At 60.7% G+C, this 18,807-nt stretch carries 15 protein-coding genes; 6 read left to right on the top strand and 9 right to left on the bottom strand.

What is annotated here, in order from left to right; all coding sequences use genetic code 11:
• Nucleotides 1–2 precede the first annotated feature (2 nt).
• Nucleotides 3–1,106, top strand: coding sequence for a DNA replication/repair protein RecF (recF, locus tag BN1139_RS09995; RefSeq protein WP_005355788.1), 1,104 nt, complete (start codon nucleotides 3–5; stop codon nucleotides 1,104–1,106).
• Nucleotides 1,103–3,514, top strand: a complete 2,412-nt coding sequence (gyrB, locus tag BN1139_RS10000) for a DNA topoisomerase (ATP-hydrolyzing) subunit B (RefSeq protein ID WP_005355782.1) — start codon at nucleotides 1,103–1,105, stop codon at nucleotides 3,512–3,514. The genes recF and gyrB overlap by 4 nt, the downstream gene beginning before the upstream one ends.
• A 112-nt stretch (nucleotides 3,515–3,626) precedes the next feature.
• On the opposite strand, the gene BN1139_RS10005 is transcribed toward gyrB, so the two are convergent.
• Both BN1139_RS10005 and BN1139_RS10010 read right to left on the bottom strand, forming a co-directional pair.
• Complete coding sequence (locus BN1139_RS10005) at nucleotides 3,627–4,577, bottom strand: helix-turn-helix domain-containing protein (protein ID WP_005355781.1); 951 nt, start codon at nucleotides 4,575–4,577, stop codon at nucleotides 3,627–3,629.
• 91 nt (nucleotides 4,578–4,668) lie between these two features.
• Entirely contained in the window at nucleotides 4,669–5,439 is a 771-nt protein-coding gene (locus BN1139_RS10010; RefSeq protein ID WP_005355780.1) for an MBL fold metallo-hydrolase, read from the bottom strand.
• A 280-nt stretch (nucleotides 5,440–5,719) separates the two neighbouring features.
• Between BN1139_RS10010 and BN1139_RS10015 the strand changes: the two genes are divergently transcribed.
• Nucleotides 5,720–6,133 (top strand): Hsp20 family protein, encoded by a 414-nt coding sequence (locus BN1139_RS10015; RefSeq protein WP_005339298.1) that lies wholly within the window; start codon nucleotides 5,720–5,722, stop codon nucleotides 6,131–6,133.
• Between the two features lie 92 nt (nucleotides 6,134–6,225).
• Nucleotides 6,226–6,666, top strand: a complete 441-nt coding sequence (locus BN1139_RS10020; RefSeq protein ID WP_005355779.1) for an Hsp20 family protein — start codon at nucleotides 6,226–6,228, stop codon at nucleotides 6,664–6,666.
• Nucleotides 6,667–6,737: 71 nt separating this feature from the next.
• On the opposite strand, the gene BN1139_RS10025 is transcribed toward BN1139_RS10020, so the two are convergent.
• Nucleotides 6,738–7,988, bottom strand: coding sequence for a valine--pyruvate transaminase (locus BN1139_RS10025; RefSeq protein WP_005355778.1), 1,251 nt, complete (start codon nucleotides 7,986–7,988; stop codon nucleotides 6,738–6,740).
• 292 nt (nucleotides 7,989–8,280) lie between these two features.
• Here BN1139_RS10025 and BN1139_RS10030 point away from each other — a divergent pair, with 292 nt between their 5' ends.
• Entirely contained in the window at nucleotides 8,281–8,514 is a 234-nt protein-coding gene (locus BN1139_RS10030) for a hypothetical protein (protein WP_005355777.1), read from the top strand.
• Here the strand turns inward: BN1139_RS10030 and BN1139_RS10035 are convergent.
• Nucleotides 8,444–9,268: an AraC family transcriptional regulator gene (locus BN1139_RS10035; RefSeq protein WP_005355776.1), complete on the bottom strand. Its 825-nt coding sequence runs from the start codon at nucleotides 9,266–9,268 to the stop codon at nucleotides 8,444–8,446. The genes BN1139_RS10030 and BN1139_RS10035 overlap by 71 nt on opposite strands.
• Before the next feature lie 92 nt (nucleotides 9,269–9,360).
• Here BN1139_RS10035 and BN1139_RS10040 point away from each other — a divergent pair, with 92 nt between their 5' ends.
• Nucleotides 9,361–10,488, top strand: a complete 1,128-nt coding sequence (locus tag BN1139_RS10040) for a multidrug effflux MFS transporter (protein ID WP_005355775.1) — start codon at nucleotides 9,361–9,363, stop codon at nucleotides 10,486–10,488.
• 4 nt (nucleotides 10,489–10,492) lie between these two features.
• Here the strand turns inward: BN1139_RS10040 and BN1139_RS10045 are convergent, their stop codons facing one another.
• The 5 genes from BN1139_RS10045 to kdpA all read right to left on the bottom strand — a co-directional run bounded on the left by BN1139_RS10045 (nucleotide 10,493) and on the right by kdpA (nucleotide 18,359).
• The gene (locus tag BN1139_RS10045; RefSeq protein ID WP_005355774.1) at nucleotides 10,493–11,176 is read right to left on the bottom strand and encodes a response regulator; all 684 of its coding nucleotides are present in this window, start codon (nucleotides 11,174–11,176) and stop codon (nucleotides 10,493–10,495) included.
• A gap of 58 nt (nucleotides 11,177–11,234) precedes the next feature.
• Nucleotides 11,235–13,823, bottom strand: coding sequence for a sensor histidine kinase (locus BN1139_RS10050; RefSeq protein ID WP_013723343.1), 2,589 nt, complete (start codon nucleotides 13,821–13,823; stop codon nucleotides 11,235–11,237).
• A 126-nt stretch (nucleotides 13,824–13,949) separates the two neighbouring features.
• Nucleotides 13,950–14,477, bottom strand: a complete 528-nt coding sequence (locus tag BN1139_RS10055) for a potassium-transporting ATPase subunit C (protein ID WP_013723344.1) — start codon at nucleotides 14,475–14,477, stop codon at nucleotides 13,950–13,952.
• Nucleotides 14,478–14,539: 62 nt separating this feature from the next.
• Nucleotides 14,540–16,597, bottom strand: a complete 2,058-nt coding sequence (gene kdpB / locus BN1139_RS10060; protein ID WP_041915395.1) for a potassium-transporting ATPase subunit KdpB — start codon at nucleotides 16,595–16,597, stop codon at nucleotides 14,540–14,542.
• Nucleotides 16,598–16,664: 67 nt separating this feature from the next.
• Nucleotides 16,665–18,359, bottom strand: a complete 1,695-nt coding sequence (gene kdpA, locus BN1139_RS10065; RefSeq protein WP_013723346.1) for a potassium-transporting ATPase subunit KdpA — start codon at nucleotides 18,357–18,359, stop codon at nucleotides 16,665–16,667.
• Between the last annotated feature and the right edge of the window lie 448 nt (nucleotides 18,360–18,807).

Here is an 18,807-nt window from a genome sequence, read left to right on the forward strand (position 1 = left end):
TCGTGTCCCTGGTCAAACTCCAGCTCAGCGACTTTCGCAATATCCAGCAAGCCAGTCTCAAGCTGTCGCCCGGCCTCAACATTCTGGTCGGGTGCAATGGCAGCGGCAAGACCAGCGTACTGGAAGCCATTCACTACCTTGGTCTGGGGCGCTCCTTTCGCACTCATTTGACCGGGCGGGTCATCCGCCAGGGGGAGAGGGCATTTACCCTGTTTGCCCAGTGCGAGCTGGAGGGGCGTCAGGTTCCGATCGGTCTTGCCAAAGACAAGAGTGGCGAGACCCAGCTCAAGATTGCCGGGGCGCAGGCCCAGCGGCTTGCTGATTTGGTGGAGCTGTTGCCGGTGCAGTTGATCCATCCCGATGGCTTCAACCTGCTGACTGGCGGGCCTCAGGCTCGCCGCGCCTGGCTCGATTGGGGTGTTTTCCATCAGGAGCCGACCTTCTTTGCCCTGTGGGGGCGAGTGCGGCGGCTGCTGAAACAGCGCAATGCGCTGCTGCGCCAGAGCACCCAGTACCGCCAGCTGGCGTTCTGGGATCAGGAGCTGGTGCGGCTGGGTGGTGAGCTGGCCGAGTTTCGCGCCAGTTATTGTCAGGCCATTACGCCCTTGATCAAGGAGATGACGGCGGATTTTCTGCCGGAATTCGATATCAGTCTCGGCTTTTACCGGGGCTGGGAGAAAGACACTCCCCTCGGCGATCTGCTGGAGGCGGGGTTTGAGCGGGATCGGGCGCTGGGCTATACCGGTGTCGGTCCACAAAAAGCCGATGTGCGCCTCAAGGCGAACGGGGTGCCCGCTCAGGATATTTTGTCCCGGGGTCAGCTGAAGTTGCTGGTCTGCGCCATGCGGTTGGCCCAAGGGCTCTATTTGAATCAACATAGCAGCCGTGGCTGTATTTTTTTAATTGACGATTTTGCCTCTGAACTGGATGTCGACAAGCGCCGCTTGCTGGCCGCAAGGCTAAAGCAGTGTGCGTCCCAGGTGTTTATCACCGCCATCGACACCGGTCAGCTCGCAGACATGATGGATGCGAATGACTGCAAGTTGTTCCACGTGGAACAGGGTAAAATCTCCGAAACGTTAGAGAAGGCAGAGAGTAAGCTATGAGTGAAAATACTTACGACTCCTCGAATATCAAGGTGCTGAAGGGCCTGGATGCGGTCCGCAAGCGCCCGGGGATGTATATCGGCGATACGGATGATGGCTCGGGTCTGCACCACATGGTGTTCGAGGTCGTCGATAACTCCATTGACGAGGCGCTCGCTGGCTACTGCTCCGATATTCTGGTCAAGATCCATTCCGACGGTTCTGTTTCTGTGCGTGACAATGGCCGGGGTATCCCGGTAGACATGCACGAGGAGGAGGGCCGCTCCGCCGCAGAGGTCATCATGACCGTGCTGCACGCTGGCGGTAAGTTTGATGACAACTCCTACAAGGTATCCGGCGGCCTGCATGGCGTGGGTGTCTCGGTAGTTAACGCCCTCTCTGACAAGCTGTTGCTGACCATTCGTCGTAACGGCCACGTCTACGAGCAGACCTATCATCTGGGTGAGCCGCAAGCGCCGCTCAAGCAGATTGGCGACAGCACCGGCACCGGTACTGAAGTTCGCTTCTGGCCGAGCCCTGCCATTTTCAGCGATACCCTGTTCCACTACGAGATCCTGGCCAAGCGCCTGCGCGAGCTCTCCTTCCTCAACTCCGGTGTCTCCATCCGTCTGCAAGACGAGCGTGATGGCCGCGAGGCGCATTTCTGCTACGAGGGTGGCATCAAGGCGTTTGTTGAATACCTGAACCAGAACAAGACCCCGATCCACCCGAAGGTGTTCCATTTCACCACCGAGCAGGATGGTATCGGCGTTGAAGTGGCGATGCAGTGGAACGACGCCTATCAGGAAGGGGTCTACTGCTTCACCAACAACATCCCGCAGCGGGATGGTGGTACTCACCTCGTTGGCTTCCGTACCGCGCTGACCCGTACTCTGAACTCCTATATGGACAAAGAGGACTACAGCAAGAAGGCCAAGTCTGCCGCCAGTGGCGACGACGTGCGTGAAGGTCTGATTGCCGTTATCTCCGTCAAGGTGCCGGATCCCAAGTTCTCATCCCAGACCAAAGACAAACTGGTCTCTTCCGAAGTGAAGACCGCCGTTGAACAGGCGATGGGTGAGAAGCTGGCTGACTTCCTGCTGGAAAACCCGGGCGATGCCAAGATCGTGGTCAACAAGATCATCGATGCGGCCCGTGCCCGCGAAGCGGCCCGCAAAGCCCGCGAACTGACCCGCCGCAAAGGCGCGCTGGATATCGCCGGTCTGCCCGGCAAGCTGGCTGACTGTCAGGAAAAAGACCCGGCTCTTTCCGAACTCTACATAGTGGAAGGGGACTCTGCTGGCGGTTCCGCCAAGCAGGGTCGCAACCGTAAGAACCAGGCCATCCTGCCGCTCAAGGGCAAGATCCTGAACGTGGAGAAGGCCCGTTTCGACAAGATGATCTCCTCGCAAGAGGTGGGCACCCTGATCACCGCACTGGGTTGCGGTATCGGTCGCGACGAGTACAACCCGGACAAGCTGCGTTATCACAACATCATCATCATGACCGATGCGGACGTCGATGGTGCGCACATCCGAACCCTGCTGCTGACCTTCTTCTATCGTCAGATGCCGGAAATCATCGAACGTGGCTACGTCTACATCGCCCAGCCGCCGCTCTACAAAGTGAAGAAGGGCAAGCAGGAGCAGTATCTGAAAGACGAAGACGCGCTGCTGCAGTACCAGACCGCCATGGCGCTGGATGGTGCGACCCTGCACGTCAACGAGTCTGCTCCGGCTATCGGTGGCGAAGCATTGGAGCGCCTGGTCAACCAGCACCGCTCGGTGAGTCACCTGATCACCCGCATGTCTCGTCGTGCGCCGGAAGCCGTGCTGACCCAGCTGATCTATCAGCCGGAGTTGAACGAAGCGCTGCTGAACAGCGAGAGCGATCTGCTGGTCTGGTGTCAGGGGATGGAAGCCGTGCTCAACGAGAGCAACCACGGTATCCAGTACCAGATCCAGGTTCGTCGTGACGAAGAGCGCAGCCTGTACGTGCCGCACGCCGTGGTACGTCAGCACGGTGTCGACCGCGAATATCCGCTCAGCTACGACTTCCTGCAATCTGGTGAGTACCGTCAGCTGGTTTCGCTGGGCAAGGAGATCGCCAACCTGATCGAGGAAGGTGGTTTCATCAAGCGTGGCGAGAAGGTCAAACCGGTTGCCAACTTCGTGGAAGCCGTCGAGTGGCTGATGGGCGAAGGCAAGCGCGGCATCTACATCCAGCGCTATAAAGGGCTGGGTGAGATGAACCCGGACCAGCTGTGGGAAACCACCATGGATCCGGAAGCCCGCCGCATGCTGCGCGTCACCATCGACGACGCCGTCGGCGCTGACCAGCTCTTTTCCACCCTGATGGGTGATGCCGTTGAGCCCCGTCGCGACTTTATCGAGACCAACGCCCTGCGCGTAGCCAACCTCGACGTCTAATCGATGCTGTCAGCTCGATATACAAAAGCCGCTCCCTGTGAGCGGCTTTTTGTTTTTGGGCGGAAGAAGTTGCACGTTCCACGTGAAACATCGTGCTTTGGTATCAGGGGTTTTAGCCGCGAAAAGATCGTCGCCACTCGCTGGGGGAGATGGAAAAGCGGGCGCGGAAGTGGTTGCGCAGGGAGGTGGCACTCTTGAAGCCAACCAGCTCGGCAATGCGGTCGATAGAATGACCGCTTACCTCCAGCAACTCCTGACTGCGCCTGAGCCGCTCCGCCAGCAGCCATTCACCCACCGAGAGGCCGGTAGCCTGATGAAAACGGCGGGTAAAGGTGCGGCGGCTCATCAGGGTATGGGCCGCCAGAGAATCCAGGGTGTGGGGTTCGGCCAGATGGGCACGCAGGTGATCGAGCAACTGGTTCATCCGGACATCGCGGGTGGAGGTGGGCACCGGCTGCTCGATAAACTGGGCCTGACCCCCTTCCCGGTGAGGCGGGATCACCAGCCGCCGCGCCACTTTGTTGGCGATGGCCGAGCCGTGGTACTGGCGTACCAGATAGAGGCAGCAGTCCAGCCCGGCGGCGGTGCCTGCCGAGGTGACCAGCCCTTCGTCATCCACATAGAGGGCGTTGGTATCGAGCTGCACGCAGGGAAAGCGGTGGCAGAAATCCTGCTCATACTCCCAGTGGGTCGATGCCTTGCGACCATTGAGCAGCCCGGCGTAGGCGAGCACATAGGTGCCGAGACAGAGCCCGACCAGCCGGGCACCTCTGGCTCTGGCGGCAATCAGAGCATTGAGCAGCTGTGCTGGTGGTCGTGCTGCCGGGTCGTGCCAGAAGGGAATGACGATGATCTCCGCCTCGGCCAGCACCTCCAGCCCATGGGGAGCCTGAATGGTGAAGCCTTGCGCCGAGCGTGAATGAGGGTTGCCATCACCGCAGCAGATCATGAGCTCGAACAGCGGCTGGCCCGGCAGGATGTCGCCGAAGATGAGGCAGGGGACGGCGCAGTGAAAAGGACTGAAGTGATCGAAGGTCACCACGGCAACGATCGGGGTGGGCATTATGTTGGCTCCTCTCTGCGCGCAGACCACTCATCATAAACGTCAGGCTGTGAAAGCCGAAGGGCCATGTCTGGCATGGCCCCCCTGCGGGTCACAGTGATATCGCCTCGCCATCTTGCGGCACCCGTACCCGATCCGTCATGCCCCGTTTCGCCAGATAGTTGCGCAGCTCCTGGCGTGACAGCACGGCGTGGTTGACCGCCTCCATATGGCTGGCGATCAGCGTGGCTTGCGGTGCCGCCTGATATACGGCGGCGACATCCTCCTTGCCCATGATGATGGAACCGAGTCCGGGCACCTGTGCATCGCCGCAGTTGAGGATGATGACCTCGGGTTGATGCTGTTGCAGGGCTTGTTCGACCGAGGGATGCCAGATGGTATCACCGGCCAGATAGAGGCTCTGTTCATTGGGGTGGGAGAAAACCACGCCGCATACCTCTCCCATGCGCTCGCCCAGTACCGCCATCAACGGGTCGCTGCCGTGCTGGCCACCGGTCTGCTGCAGGCGAATGCCGGCAAACTCGGGCTGGTCGCTCAGCAGCCGCACATCCTCAAAGCCACTGGCACGAATGGCATCGGCATCTTTTTTATGTTGTACCAAGAGCGGCAGATGTTTGGGGATCAGGGCTCTGGCGGCGTCATCCCAGTGGTCGGGATGGTCGTGGGTGACGATAACGGCGTCCACATCGACCAGCTCATCGATCGGTAGCGGCAGCTCGACCAGCGGATTGCGCAGATGGCTGTTGGCGGTGCCCTCAAAGCCGGGGAAGGCCCCCTTGGCAGAGAGCATGGGGTCGATCAGAAAGCGGGTACCGGCATAGTCGAGCAGCAAGGTGGCGTTGCGAACCAGGGTAATCTTCATGGGGTGGCTCCATGTTGGCTGGTGGATATGCAACCAATTATGGGAGACGGAGCGAGTTGCCATCAGTGGCCCACGGGTCGATTATCATCACTATCGGGCCAACAGGTTGATGTTCTACAGGTCGGCGCGGCCATTTAAAAAATTTGAAAAAATCCCCTTGAAAGGAAAAAGTGAGCCCCTATATAGGTAACAAGGCCGGAACGCTCGACAGAGGTTTCGACCAGGCGCCCGTCCATAAGGAGGGCAAATAATCCGTTATCGCTCACAAGAGGGTAATACTATGCGTTCTATCGACTTTTCTCCGCTCTATCGTTCTGCCATCGGTTTCGATCGTCTGGCCAATCTCATCGAATCTGCGGCCAGCAATGGCAATGCCGGTTATCCCCCCTACAACATCGAGCAACTGGGTGACAACGACTACCGCATCAGCATGGCGGTGGCGGGCTTTACCCAGGAAGAGCTGGAGCTGAGCTTTCAGGAAAATCTGCTGACTGTGAAGGGCAACAAGCAGGCCGACACCGGGCGCAACTATCTCTATCAGGGGATTGCCGAACGTGGTTTCGAGCGCCGCTTCCAGTTGGCCGACTATGTGCGGGTGAAAGGGGCCGACCTGAAAAACGGTTTGCTGCACATCGAACTGGTGCGTGAAGTGCCCGAGGCGATGAAGCCGCGCAAGATCGAGATCAACGGCTGATAGCTCGAATTCACTGAAATTTTAAAATTTCCCGGGTGCCGATGACGGGCCTGTGGAGAGTTGAACCTGTTGCTTATTAGAAGGATAGGATTATGCGTAACCTCGATTTTTCTCATCTCTATTCCAACGCCGTTGGCTTCGAGCGGATGGCCCGTGAGCTGGAAGGTCTGTTCGAGCAGAAGACCGTAGCTTACCCCCCGTACAACATTGAAAAGCGCGATCAGGATGGCTATCGCATCACGGTCGCCGTGGCTGGCTTCGAGCGCGAAGAGCTGGAGCTGGAGACCGAAAACGGCACCCTCAAGGTGAAGGGGCGCAAAGGGGCTGCGGCTGGTGAGCGTCAGTTCCTCCATCAGGGGATTGCCGAGCGCGACTTCGAGCTCGCCTTCAAGCTGAGCCAGCACGTGGAAGTGCAGGGCGCCAAGCTGGAGCATGGTCTGCTGACCATCGACCTGGCCCGCGAACTGCCGGAGGCGCTCAAGCCCCGCGCCATCCCGATCGGTAAACCCGACCAGCTGGCGCTGCCCGGTTAAGCAAACCGGATCGCGATAAACAACAAAGGCCTGCATCTGCAGGCCTTTCTGTTTTGTATCGCTGGATTGGATTAACCAGCGTAGAGGGTGTTGATCTCGTCGGCCAGAATGGCGATACCGCGGCGCACCAGCTCCTCGCTCTGGGAGTAGTTGAGGCGGATGCACTCCTGGCTGTGACGCCACTCGGGGTCATCAATGCCGGGAAAGAAGTAGTGACCCGGCACGATCAGCAGGTTCTTCGCCTTCAGTCGCTCGTACAGTTCCTGACAGTGGAGCGGTAAGCCTTCAAACCAGAGCCAGAGGAAGAGGGCGCCTTCCGGCTTGTGGATATGGAAGCGCTGGTCGGGGATCGCTTCACGCAGCAGCTGTACCGCCAGCTCCGCCTTCTGTTGATAGAAGGGTTTTACTACTTGCTCGCTGAGGGTGATGATATCGCCGCTCTCGATCATCGGGATGGTGATGGCGGGCCCCAGACTGCCCGGCGCCAGATTGATGATGCCGCTCAGGTTGGTGATGGCCTGGATGATCTTCTCGTCGGCAATGACGATGCCGCAGCGGGTGCCTGGCAGGCCGAGCTTGGAGAGGCTCATGCAGAGGATGGTGTTGGCGTTCCAGAATGGCTTGGCTTCGCTGAAGATGATGCCCGGGAAGGGGACGCCGTAGGCGTTGTCGATCAGCAGCGGAATTCCCTTGTCGCGGGCGATCTGATCGAGGTGCTCGATCTCTTCGTCGGTCAGCACATTGCCGGTGGGGTTGGTCGGGCGGGAGACGCAGATCACCCCGATATCGTCACCTACCTGCAGGCTCTCGAAATCCACGTGGTATTTGAACTGGCCATCGGGCAGCTTCTCGATGGTGGGTTTGTAGGCCACGAAGTAGTCGTCGGTCAGCGCCGAGTCGGCATAGCCGATGTATTCAGGGGCGAGCGGGAACAGCACCTTCTTCTTGCGGCCATCGGCAAATTCGCCAGCCAGCAGGTTGAACAGGTAGAAGAAGGCATTCTGACTGCCGTTGGTCAGGGCGATATTGCGGGCCGAGATATCCCAGCCCAGCTCCTTGCTGAGCAGGGAGGCCAGCGCTTTGGTGAACCTGTCTTTGCCCTGTGGGCCGTCGTAGTTGGCCATCGCTTTGACCAGCTCGCCGTTGTCGAGCAGGCTCTTGGCCTCGGCCTGAAAGCGTTCCAGCATGGCGGGGATCGGGGCCGGATTGCCGCCACCCAGCATGATGGCGTCCGGATTGGTCAGCCCCTGATTGAGGTCATCCATGAGTTGGGTAATACCGGCGTGGCGAGTGAACTTCTCGCCGAACAAGGAAAATTCCATTCGGTGGCAGATCCAGAGTCAGTTACGAAGATGTAGCACCATAGCTCAGTTTAAAAGCAGGTGTCGATCAAAAAGATGGGACGTTCCACGTGGAACATGGTGCAAAAATCAAGCGTGGTTAAAAGCACCAACTGTTGGTTTAAAAATGACCGAGCGGGATGCATTTTGCGACTCAATTTGGTATCGAGATATAGTTAATTTAAACGAAATCATCATGTTATGAATTGCGTGAGGATTGGCACAACTATTGGAATAGCTATCTGGTCATCTCAACCATACCGGAGCAAACCAGATGAAAAGCCTGATCGCTACCCTGATTGTGAGTGCCCTGAGCCTGAACGTGATGGCCAACGAAAACCCGCGGCCCGAGCTGGAGAGTGTCCAGCTGGAGCAGGATGTGCAGAGCGAATTGCAACAGGCATCCCATGCCGTGGTGCAGGATGCGCTGCACAATCTCAAGCCGCTGGCGCTGGATACCCTGGTGGTGGAAGCGAGCCAGGCTGTGGCGACTCACCCCGAGAGCTGAGATAGCGCAGGGGCGTCTGTCCCGTATGTTGTTTGAAGAAGCTGATAAAGGCGCTGTCGCTGGAGAACTCCAGCGCAGCGGCAATCCGGCTGATGGACTCGCTTTCTGCCAGCAGCTCCATGGCGCGCAACAGCCGCCACTGCTGACGCCACGCCTGATAGCTCATGCCTGTTTCCCGCATAAAGATGCGGCCAATGGTCTTGTCACTGGCACCCACCCGTTCGGCCAGCCGGTTGAGCCGATCGGGCAGGGCATTCCCCCGTTTCAACTGCTGTAGCCAGTCGCCCAGTCTGGGATCGGTCGGTAGCGGCAACTGCCACGACTCCCGTGGCGCCAGCCCCAACTCCTCCATAAACAGTGCAATCGTCCGTTGCAGCTGCTCTTGCGGTTTGTCCCACGGCCAGAGCGCCATCCGCTCGATCAGTTCGTGCAGCAGCGGATTGACCGCCAGCACCTCCACCGTGCCGGGCAACTCGGGGTGCGGCTGGAAGTAGAGGGAGCGGTAGGCCACCACACCACGCATCAATACTCGATGAGCTGTGCCCGCTGGCAGCCAGGCGGCGCGGGTGGGCGGCAGCAAGCAGACCCGACCTTCCAGCTCCATGGTCATGCAGCCGGATTGGGCGAACAACAGCTGATGGCGTTGATGTTGATGCAGACCCGAGTCGTGCCAGCCAAGAGCGGAGGCGATGCCGATCACGCTGCCCGTCAGCTGGTCGGGGTCAAAAGGGTGATCGGGAAGAATAAAGGCCATATGTCCGATTTTTGATGTTTATAGTCCCACTTATTGTAATCAGACAAATGGCATCTCTCTAGAATGGCGACCTCTTGTGAAGGAGGTTTGTCATGAACAACAAGTTGCCACCGCTCTGGCTGGTGGTGGGATTGATGATGTTTCCCCAAATTGTGGAGACCATCTACAGCCCGGTCCTGACCCACATCGCCACCCAGTTTCGGGTGAGCGAGGGGCAGGCATCCCAGACTCTGTCGGTCTATTTTCTGGCGTTTGCGGTGGGCGTGGTCTGCTGGGGACGGCTCTGCGATCTGATTGGGCGGCGTCCCGCCATGCTGGCCGGTCTGCTCACCTATGGTGTAGGCACCCTGCTGGCGCTGCTGGCCAATCAGTTTGAAACCCTGCTGCTGGCCCGGGTTATCTCGGCCTTTGGCGCTGCGGTGGGCTCCGTGGTGACCCAGACCATGCTGCGCGATAGCTATCAGGGCAGCGATCTGGCGCGGGTCTTCTCGGTGATGGGCATTGCGCTCTCACTGAGCCCAGTGCTGGGGCTGCTCAGTGGTGGCCAGCTGGCGAGCGGGTTCGGCTATCTCGGAGTGTTCAGCGGTCTGCTGGTCCTGGCGGTAGGTTTGCTGCTGGTGACCTGCTGGCAGCTGCCGGAAACCCGCCCGGTTACTACCCAGCGAGTCGCACTCTGGCCGCTGGCGTGCCGGATGATGAAGGATGGCGGACTCTGGCGCAGTGCCATGCTGGTCGCCCTGTTCAACACCATGCTGTTTGGCTACTACAGTCTGGCCCCATTCCTGTTTGCCGGATTGGGATTGAGCACCGGCGAGTTTGGCTATTCGGGGATCTTGCTGGCGCTGGCGACTCTGCTCGGCAGCCTGCTCAACAAGCATCTGCTGGGGAGGGGGTGGCTGCCGTCCTCTCTGGTCAGGTTGGCTTGCGCTCTGGCGTTGGTCGCCGGGCTGCTGGTCTGGGCGACTCAGGCCAGCCTCTGGTTCCTGTTGCCCATGATGGGTGTAGTCATCGCTTTTGGGCTGGCGATCCCCAATGTGCTGAGTCAGGCGCTGCTGGCCTATCGCGAGGTGGCAGGCAGCGCTGGCGCCCTGTTCGGGCTTGGCTACTACCTGCTGCTCAGTCTGGGGTTGGCGGTAGCGGCCGGATTGCAGGATCTCGGCCTGTTGCTGAGTGGCTGCGGTCTATTGGCGCTGATTTGCAGTGGGCGTCGTTCCACGTGAAACATCAGTTGCCGATAAAACGGTAGCCGATACCGGATTCGGTCTCGATAAGCGTCGGTTGCTGGGGGTTATCCCCCAGCTTTTTGCGCAGGCTGGCGATGACGATGCGCAGGTAGTGGGTGTCTTCCTTGTGGCTCGGCCCCCAGATGTCATTGAGCAGCTGGGTCTGCATCACCAGCTTGCCGGGGTGGCACACCAGCGCCTGCAGCAGGGCGAACTCCTTGCGGGAGAGGGGGATCTCCTCCTCCTTCATGGTCACCTTGTGGCTGCTGATATCGAGCGTCAGGCCGCATTGGGGGAAGTGGCGCCGTTCGCCACTGCTGACACCAGCCCGCTGGCGCAAGAGCACGCGAATGCGGGCCATCATCTCGCCGATGCCAAACGGCTTGCTCATGTAGTCGTTGGCACCGGCATCCAGCAAGCGCACCTTCTCCTGCTCCGAATCACGGGCCGACAGCACCAGCACAGGATTGGGGTGGTGTTCGCGAATGGCCTGCAACACCTGAATGCCATCGCCATCCGGCAGACCGAGATCGAGGATCACCAGATCGGGGTTGAGGTGGCGATACTGCTCCAGCCCTTCATTGACCCCCACCGCCTCACTCACCTGATGCCCCTCGGCAATCAGGCTGATCCGCAGAAAGCGACGGATCGCCGCTTCATCATCTATGACCAGAATGTGCGCCATCGAACCTCCAGAGGCGAATGGTGGGAGGGGCTGAGTGACCCGATCTGGCGGTCAGCCATCAGACCTCCGGTGAATTGAGAGCGAGCGGCAGGGAGATGCGCATGCAGGTTCCGTTGCCATTGGGGCCGGAGAAGGCCCAAATCTTGCCGCCGTGGGCCTCTATCATAGCGCGGGAAATGGCGAGGCCAAGTCCGGTGCCACGGCTACCGCAATCGCCCACCGGCTGGGTGTAGAAGAGGTTGAAGATCTTCTCCCGATCCGATTCGGCGATACCGACCCCGATATCGATGATGTCGATGATGAGGTCGGGTTCGGCCACCATTACCTTGAACTCGATGGGGGTGCCTGCCGGCGAGTAGCGAGAGGCGTTGTCGAGGATATTGACCAGCACCTGCTCGATCAGGGCGCCGTGCACATAGAGCTGGGGCACATGCTGATCGAAATGGACCCGCAGCTTGTGCTGGCGCCAGGAGGAGTCGAGCCGCTTACGGGCGCTCTCCACCAGATCCGCCAGATCGACCCAGTCTCGTTTCAGCTGGAAGTCGGGGGAGCCGATGCGGGTCATATCCAGCAGATTCTGCACATAGCTGTGCAGGCGGCGCGCCTCCTCCTGCACCGAGTGGAGCAGTTCGTCACGGTCTTCGGCGGGGATCCGGTCACCATATTCCAGCAGGGTGCTGCCAGCCCCCATGATGGTGGCCAGCGGTGTCTTCAAATCGTGGGAGACCGAGGAGAGCAGGGCGGCGCGCATCCGGTCGGTCTCCGCTTGCAACTGACTGTCGGCCAGCCGCTCGTTGAGGTCGATCCGCGCCAGCGCGGCGCGAATGTCGGTGAGCAGCGCTTGTAGCTGGTGTTCGGCAGAGGAGGAGAGCGGATTGGCCAGCGTTATGCCGATCACCAGATCATCGCTGAGGTGGTGATACTGGGCTTCGGCGGCATTGAGAGTTGCGGTGTGGGCTCCGGCGCTCTGCTTCTGGGCCAGACACCAGTCGATGGCCGCCTTGTCGGTCTGGCCTGGCCTGTGCTTCTCGTTGCCGAGCCTGTCGTTGAATTCCTTGTCGATCACCACGGTCGGCTGGCCGAGCGCCAGTGAAATGGCCTGGGCACCTTGTCTCAAAACCTCCTCCGGGCTGCTGGCAGTGGCCAGCCCCTGACTGAGGGAGAGCAGGGCATTGCCCAGCTGCTGGGTCTCGCGCAGACCGATCAGCTGTTGCCGCTGGCGGGAGGCGAGCCGCCCCGCGGTCATGCCGACGATAAGCAGCACAAACAGGGTGAGCAGATCGCTGTGGTTGGCGACGCTCAGGGAGAAGTAGGGGGCGGTGAAGAGCAGATTGTGGGCGATAAAGCCCAGCACAGCCGCCAGCGTGGCGGGTACCAGACTGGTGGTGAGGGCCGTCGCCAGCACCCCCAGCACGAAGATGAGCGGTAACGCTGCGGGGGGCAGCCAGTAGGAGAGCCCCCAGGCGGCGGCCGAGGTGATCCCCATGATGGTCACCGCCAGCAGGCTGTGGTGAATATCCTTCGGGGTCGGGACGCGCATCCCTACTTCGGGCTTCTGCTTCTCGGTATCGACCAGCGTGATTTCGAGCCCCTGAGCCTGCTTGAGCAGGTGTTGCACCAGCGAGCGACGCCACGGCGCCTTGTGGGGTTTGCCGAGCAGCAGCTGGGAGACCTGCTGCTGTTCGGCGGTCTCCAGCAGGGTGTTGGCGACCGCCGGGCTGGATAGCGTCAGCACCTTGGCGCCGAGGTGGGAGGCGAGCGCCAGCGCCTGCTCCACATCGGCAGAGCGGCGGCCATTGCTGTCGACATGCACCACCAGCCAGGGGAGTTGGCGGCGCTGGGCAAAGCGGTGGCCGTAGCGCACCAGTGCCGAGCCGTGCAGGTCGCCGAGGCAAACCATCAACTTGCCCCGCAGCGGCAAGGTGCTCTTGCCTGCTGCCTGCCACTGCAGTTGCAGATCGCCCTCCACATGGCTGGCGGCAGTCTGCATCGCCAGCTCCCGCAATGCGGTGAGGTTGTTGAGGGAGAAGAAGGATTGCAATGCAGCCTTGGCCTGATGGGGAACATAGACCTTGCCCTCCTTGAGGCGGCCGAGCAGCTCCTTGGGGGGCAGGTCGATCAGCACCAGACTGTCGGCTTCCAGTAGCACCTGATCGGGCAGAGTCTCTTTCACCCTGACCCCGGTCAGCTGCCACACCAGATCGTTGAGGCTCTCCAGATGCTGCACGTTGAGGGTGGTGTAGACGTCGATCCCGGCGTTGAGCAGCTCCTCCACATCCTGCCAGCGCTTCTCGTGGCGGCTGCCGGGGGCGTTGCTGTGGGCCAGCTCGTCCACCACGGCGATGGCCGGTTTGCGGGCGAGCAGGCCGTCGAGATCCATCTCCTCCAGTCGCTGCTGGCGGTGCATGTGGATCTTGCGCGGCATGATGGCGAGCTTGTCGAGCAGAGCCAGGGTCTCCTGACGGCCATGGGTCTCCACCACGCCGATCAGGATGTCGACCCCCTCTTTGGCCTGTTCCCGCACCGCCTGCAACATGGCGTAGGTCTTGCCGACGCCGGGAGCGGCGCCGAGAAACACCTTCAGCTTGCCCTTGTGCTCCTGTTCCAGGCTCGCCAGCAGGGCGTCGGCCCTTACCTCATCACGCATCCCCATGCTCCTGCATCAGACTCGTCAGCAGGGCATCAGCGCTTGCTACATCAGCCATTGTTATCCCTATCGAGCCAACCGCCCGTTGCGAAAATCGAGGTCATCACCAAACCGGAATGGGCGCCATCAGGCGCCCTTTTGATGCTCCAGTTGCAGATTCAGCTGGAGAATGTTGACCACCTGCGGGCCAAGGATACCAGCTTGTGTGGCCGACTTGACCTGCTCCGTCAGTTGGGCGGGATCCAGTCCACGTTCTTTGGCGACGCGGTCGACCTGAGCCAGCACCGCATCCAGCGGCAGGTGGGGATCGAGGCCGGAGGCGGAGCGGGTCAGCATGGCGGGGGAGCTGGTTCCAGGCTGAGCCTTGGCTGCTTGTTCGGCAAACTCTGCCCGCAGCGGTGAGCTCATCCCCAGATTGCTGGCGCTGCCGCCTATGGTGTTGAAATCGCTGGCGGAGGGACGGGGATGGAAGTAGTCAGCCCGCTCGAATTTCTGCCCCAGCAGGGCGCTACCGATCAGTTGCTGCTTGCTGTCGGTCAGCTGGCTGCCGTTGGCCTGCCAGGGGAACAGCAGTTGGGCCAGCCCGGTGACGGCCAGCGGATAACCCACTCCCAGCAGCAGGGTCAGGGTCAACAGGGTTCTGATTGCTATCATGATTCTCTTGCTCCAAAAGGATGGTTGGGGATGCGGGTCTGACCCGCATCCCGGTTATGTCGTTACACCAGACCCAGGCCGGTAATGACCAGATCAATCAGCTTGATGCCGATAAACGGCACCAGCAGGCCGCCGACACCGTAGATCAGCAGGTTGCGGCGCAGCAGGCTGGCGGCCGAGCCTTTCAGGTCGACACCACGTAGCGCTAGCGGCACCAGCGCCACAATGATCAGGGCGTTGAAGATGATGGCCGACAGGATGGCGCTCTGCGGGCTGCCCAGCTGCATCAGGTTCAGCGCCCCCAGTTGCGGGTAGGCGGCGATGAACAGGGCCGGCAGGATGGCAAAGTACTTGGCCACGTCGTTGGCGATGGAGAAGGTGGTCAGGGCGCCACGGGTCACCAGCAGCTGTTTGCCGACCAGCACCACATCCAGCAGCTTGGTGGGGTTGGAGTCGAGATCCACCAGATTGCCCGCCTCCTTGGCGGCCTGGGTACCCTCGTTCATGGCCAGCCCCACGTCAGCCTGCGCCAGTGCGGGCGCATCGTTGGCGCCATCACCGCACATGGCGACCAGACGGCCATCGGCCTGCTCCTGCCGGATATAGGCGAGCTTCTTCTCTGGCGTCGCTTCGGCGATGAAGTCATCCACCCCGGCTTCGGCGGCGATGGCGGCAGCCGTTTTCGGGTTGTCACCGGTGATCATCACGGTGCGGATCCCCATATGGCGCAGGATCTGGAAGCGAGCCTTGATACCGGGCTTGATGATGTCCTTGAGGTAGACCACTCCCAGCAGTTGCTCATGGGTACAGACCAGCAGCGGGGTACCACCCTGACGGGCGATGCTGTCGACTGACTTGAGCACCAGCTCAGGCACCGCCTTGCGGTCGAGGCTGAGGTAGTTCAACACGGCATCCACTGCCCCCTTGCGATATTGATGACCGTTGCGATCCAGTCCGCTCAGGCGAGTCTCGGCGCTGAAGGGGATCACCTTGTCGCTCTCCAGCTGGCTAGGCTTGGCCATGCTCTTGCTGGCCAGAGTCAGGATGGATTTGCCCTCTGGGGTGTTGTCACCCAGCGAGGCCAGCATGGCCGCTTGTGCCAGCAGGGCAGGGTCGACGCCGGGGGCCGGGATCAACTCGTCGGCCATCCGGTTGCCGAAGGTGATGGTGCCGGTCTTGTCCAACAGCAGGGTGCGCACGTCACCGGCCGCTTCCACGGCACGGCCAGACTTGGCGATGACGTTCAGCTTCACCAGTCGATCCATACCGGCAATGCCGATGGCGGAGAGCAGGCCGCCGATGGTGGTCGGGATCAGAGTGATAAAGAGAGCGATCAGGTAGAGACGCGGGACCTGGGTGCCGTTGTAGTCGAGGAACCAGGGCAGGGTGGCGACCACCAACAGGAAGATTAGGGTCAGCCCCACCAGCAGGGCGTCGAGCGCCATCTCGTTGGGGGTCTTCTGGCGCTTGGCCCCTTCCACCAGTGCAATCATCCGATCCAGCGTACTTTCGCCCGGATTGTTGCTGACGCGCACCCAGATCTCGTCGGAAACCACAGTTGTGTTGCCGGTCACGCCGCTGCGGTCGGTACCCGACTCGCGGATGACGGGGGCGGATTCGCCGGTGATGGCCGCCTCGTTGACCGAGGCGATACCGGCGATCACTTCGCCGTCGGCCGGGATCATCTCGCCGCTGCGTACCAGCACCAGATCCCCCTTCATCAGGCTGGTGGCGGGTACCCATTCGCCCTGACCATCTTTTGCGTTAGCCACCCGGCGGGCCTTGAGCTGGCTCATGCCCGCTTTCAGGCTGTCGGCGCGGGCCTTGCCGCGCCCCTCGGCCAGGGTTTCCGCGAAGTTGGCAAACCAGAGGGTCAGCCAGAGCCAGGCGGTCAGCTGCCAGGCCAGCGAGGGGGCGACGCCGGAGAAAGGCTGCCCCAGCAGGGACTCCACGGTCGCCATGACTGCGGCCAGCCAGAGGGTGAACAGGATGGGGCTGCCAAACAGCGCCTTGGGATTGAAGCGATAGAGGGCCTCAACCATTGCCTGGATGATCTGTGATTTCTGTTTTTTGCCCTTCACCAACATGGTGTCGGTGCTCATTGCAGTGGACTTGCTCATTGGAAAGCTCCCAGCATCAGATAGTTGGCCATTGGCATCCGGATGGTGATCGAAAGGGTCTGGTTCATCAGAATGCACCTCCGATCAGACTCAGATGTTCGGCCACCGGGCCCAGTGCCAGCACCGGCAGGAAGGAGAGGCCACCTATCAGCAGGACGGTGATGATCAGCAGGGTAACGAACAGCGGGCCGCTGATGGGGAAGTCCCCTACGCTCGTCTCCTGACGGGGCGCGCGGGCCAGCTGACCGGCGATGGCCAGTACCGGAATGATGTAGCCGAAGCGACCGAGCAGCATGGCCAGACCGATGGCGATGCACTGCCAGTTGTCACCGGCGGCAAAACCGGCGAAGGCGGAGCCGTTGTTGCCGGCAGCCGAGGCATAGGCATAGATGAGGCGTGACAGACCGTGCGGGCCATCATGGCCGATGATGCTGCTGGCATCCGGCATCAGCAGGGTGACACCACCGATCACCAAAACCCCCACCGGCATGACCAGCATGCTGGCGACGACCCACTTCATTTCGGTGATGCCGAGGCGTTTGCCCAGATAGGTCGGGGTACGTCCCACCATCAGGCCGCACAGGAACACGGTCAGAAGCACGAACAGCATCATGCCGTAGATACCGGAGCCGACCCCGCCGAAGATGACCTCACCCAGCAGCATGTTGATCATGCCCACCATGCCGCCGAGCGGAGTAAAGCTGTCGTGCATGGCGTTGACGGCACCGTTGGAGGCGGCAGTAGTCGCCACTTCCCAGATGCTGGAGAGCACAGGGCCGAAGCGGCTCTCCTTGCCTTCCCAGTTGCCAGCCATGTTGCTGGCGTCAGTAGTGAGCTGGGCGAGGGCGGGATCCGGTTTCAGCTCCTGGGAGAGGGAGACGAAGAGCCCCAGCACCAGCATGAGGGTCATGGCACCGAGAATGGCGCGGCTGTGGGCCATGTCCTTCACATAGCGGCCCAGAGTAAAGACCATGGCGGCGGCGATGGTGAGCAGGGCGACCATCTCCAGCCAGTTGGAGAGGGCTGTCGGGTTCTCGAACGGATGTGCCGAGTTGATGCCGAAGAAGCCGCCGCCGTTGGAGCCAAGCTGCTTGATGGCGATCTGCGAGGCCGCCGGGCCGAGGGGCAGCAGCTGCTCCTGACCTTCCACACCGTGGAACGACAGATAGGCGGAGAGGCTTTGCGGCACACCTTGCCATACCAGCACCAGCGCCATGATCAGCGCGATGGGCAGCAGCACATAGAGGCAGAAACGCACCAGATCCTGCCAGAAGTTGCCAAGGTTGATGGTCTGCTGACGGGCGATACCGCGGAACAGGGCAATGGCGACGGCGGCGCCCGTCCCTGCGGAGACGAAGTTCTGGGTGGTCAGGCCCACCATCTGGCTGAAGTAGGAGAGGCTGGCCTCACCGGAATAGGCTTGCCAGTTGGTGTTGGTCATAAAGCTGACCGCGGTGTTGAATGCCAGTTGCCAGCTCAGACCCGGCAGTTGTTGCGGGTTGAGGGGCAGCAACCCCTGAGCCATCAGGATCAGGAACAGCAGACCGAAACCGGCGCCGTTGAAGGCCAGCAGGCTGAGGGCGTAGGACTTCCAGTCCTGCTCCCGTCCATCGGTGCCACAGCAAGCCAGCGTGGCGCGCTCGACCGGTGCCAACCAGCGGATTTTGCCTTCAAATACCCGGTAGATGTAGTTGCCCAGCAGCGGTGCTGGTAGCAGAACCAGCAGCACGAAGGCCACCGGATAGATTATTTCTTGCCACATGTTCTAGTTCCTCACTCGTGGTCACGGTGCGTCAGGGCACGCATTGGATTGCTCACGAGGCTCGGCAGTTTGCTGGCCACCGGGTAGATAATTTCTTGCTGCATATAGGTAGTCCCTCACTCGTGACTGCGCGTGAGTGCGCGCATCAGATAGGCCATCAAGGCGAGGACGAGCAGCAGATATAGCCAATTCATATCGACTCCATTGAGATAATTAGCTGCGAGAGCCGATGTAAGACCATATCGACTCTGTTGGTGTCATTGACGCTGAAAAGGGTATGTAAAACAGGCGTAAAGGCGCCATAAAGCGCCATGTGGCAGGCGTAAAATCGGCGTAAAGAACGACGGATCTGCGAGAGAAATGGCGGAGGGATCAAAAAACCCGGCCTGAGCCGGGTTTGGGAGAAGGGGTTAGATGGTTGTCGAAGCCGGCTCCTCGTGAAAGGTCA

This window comes from Aeromonas veronii bv. veronii, assembly GCF_000820225.1.
Lineage (GTDB): Bacteria > Pseudomonadota > Gammaproteobacteria > Enterobacterales > Aeromonadaceae > Aeromonas > Aeromonas veronii.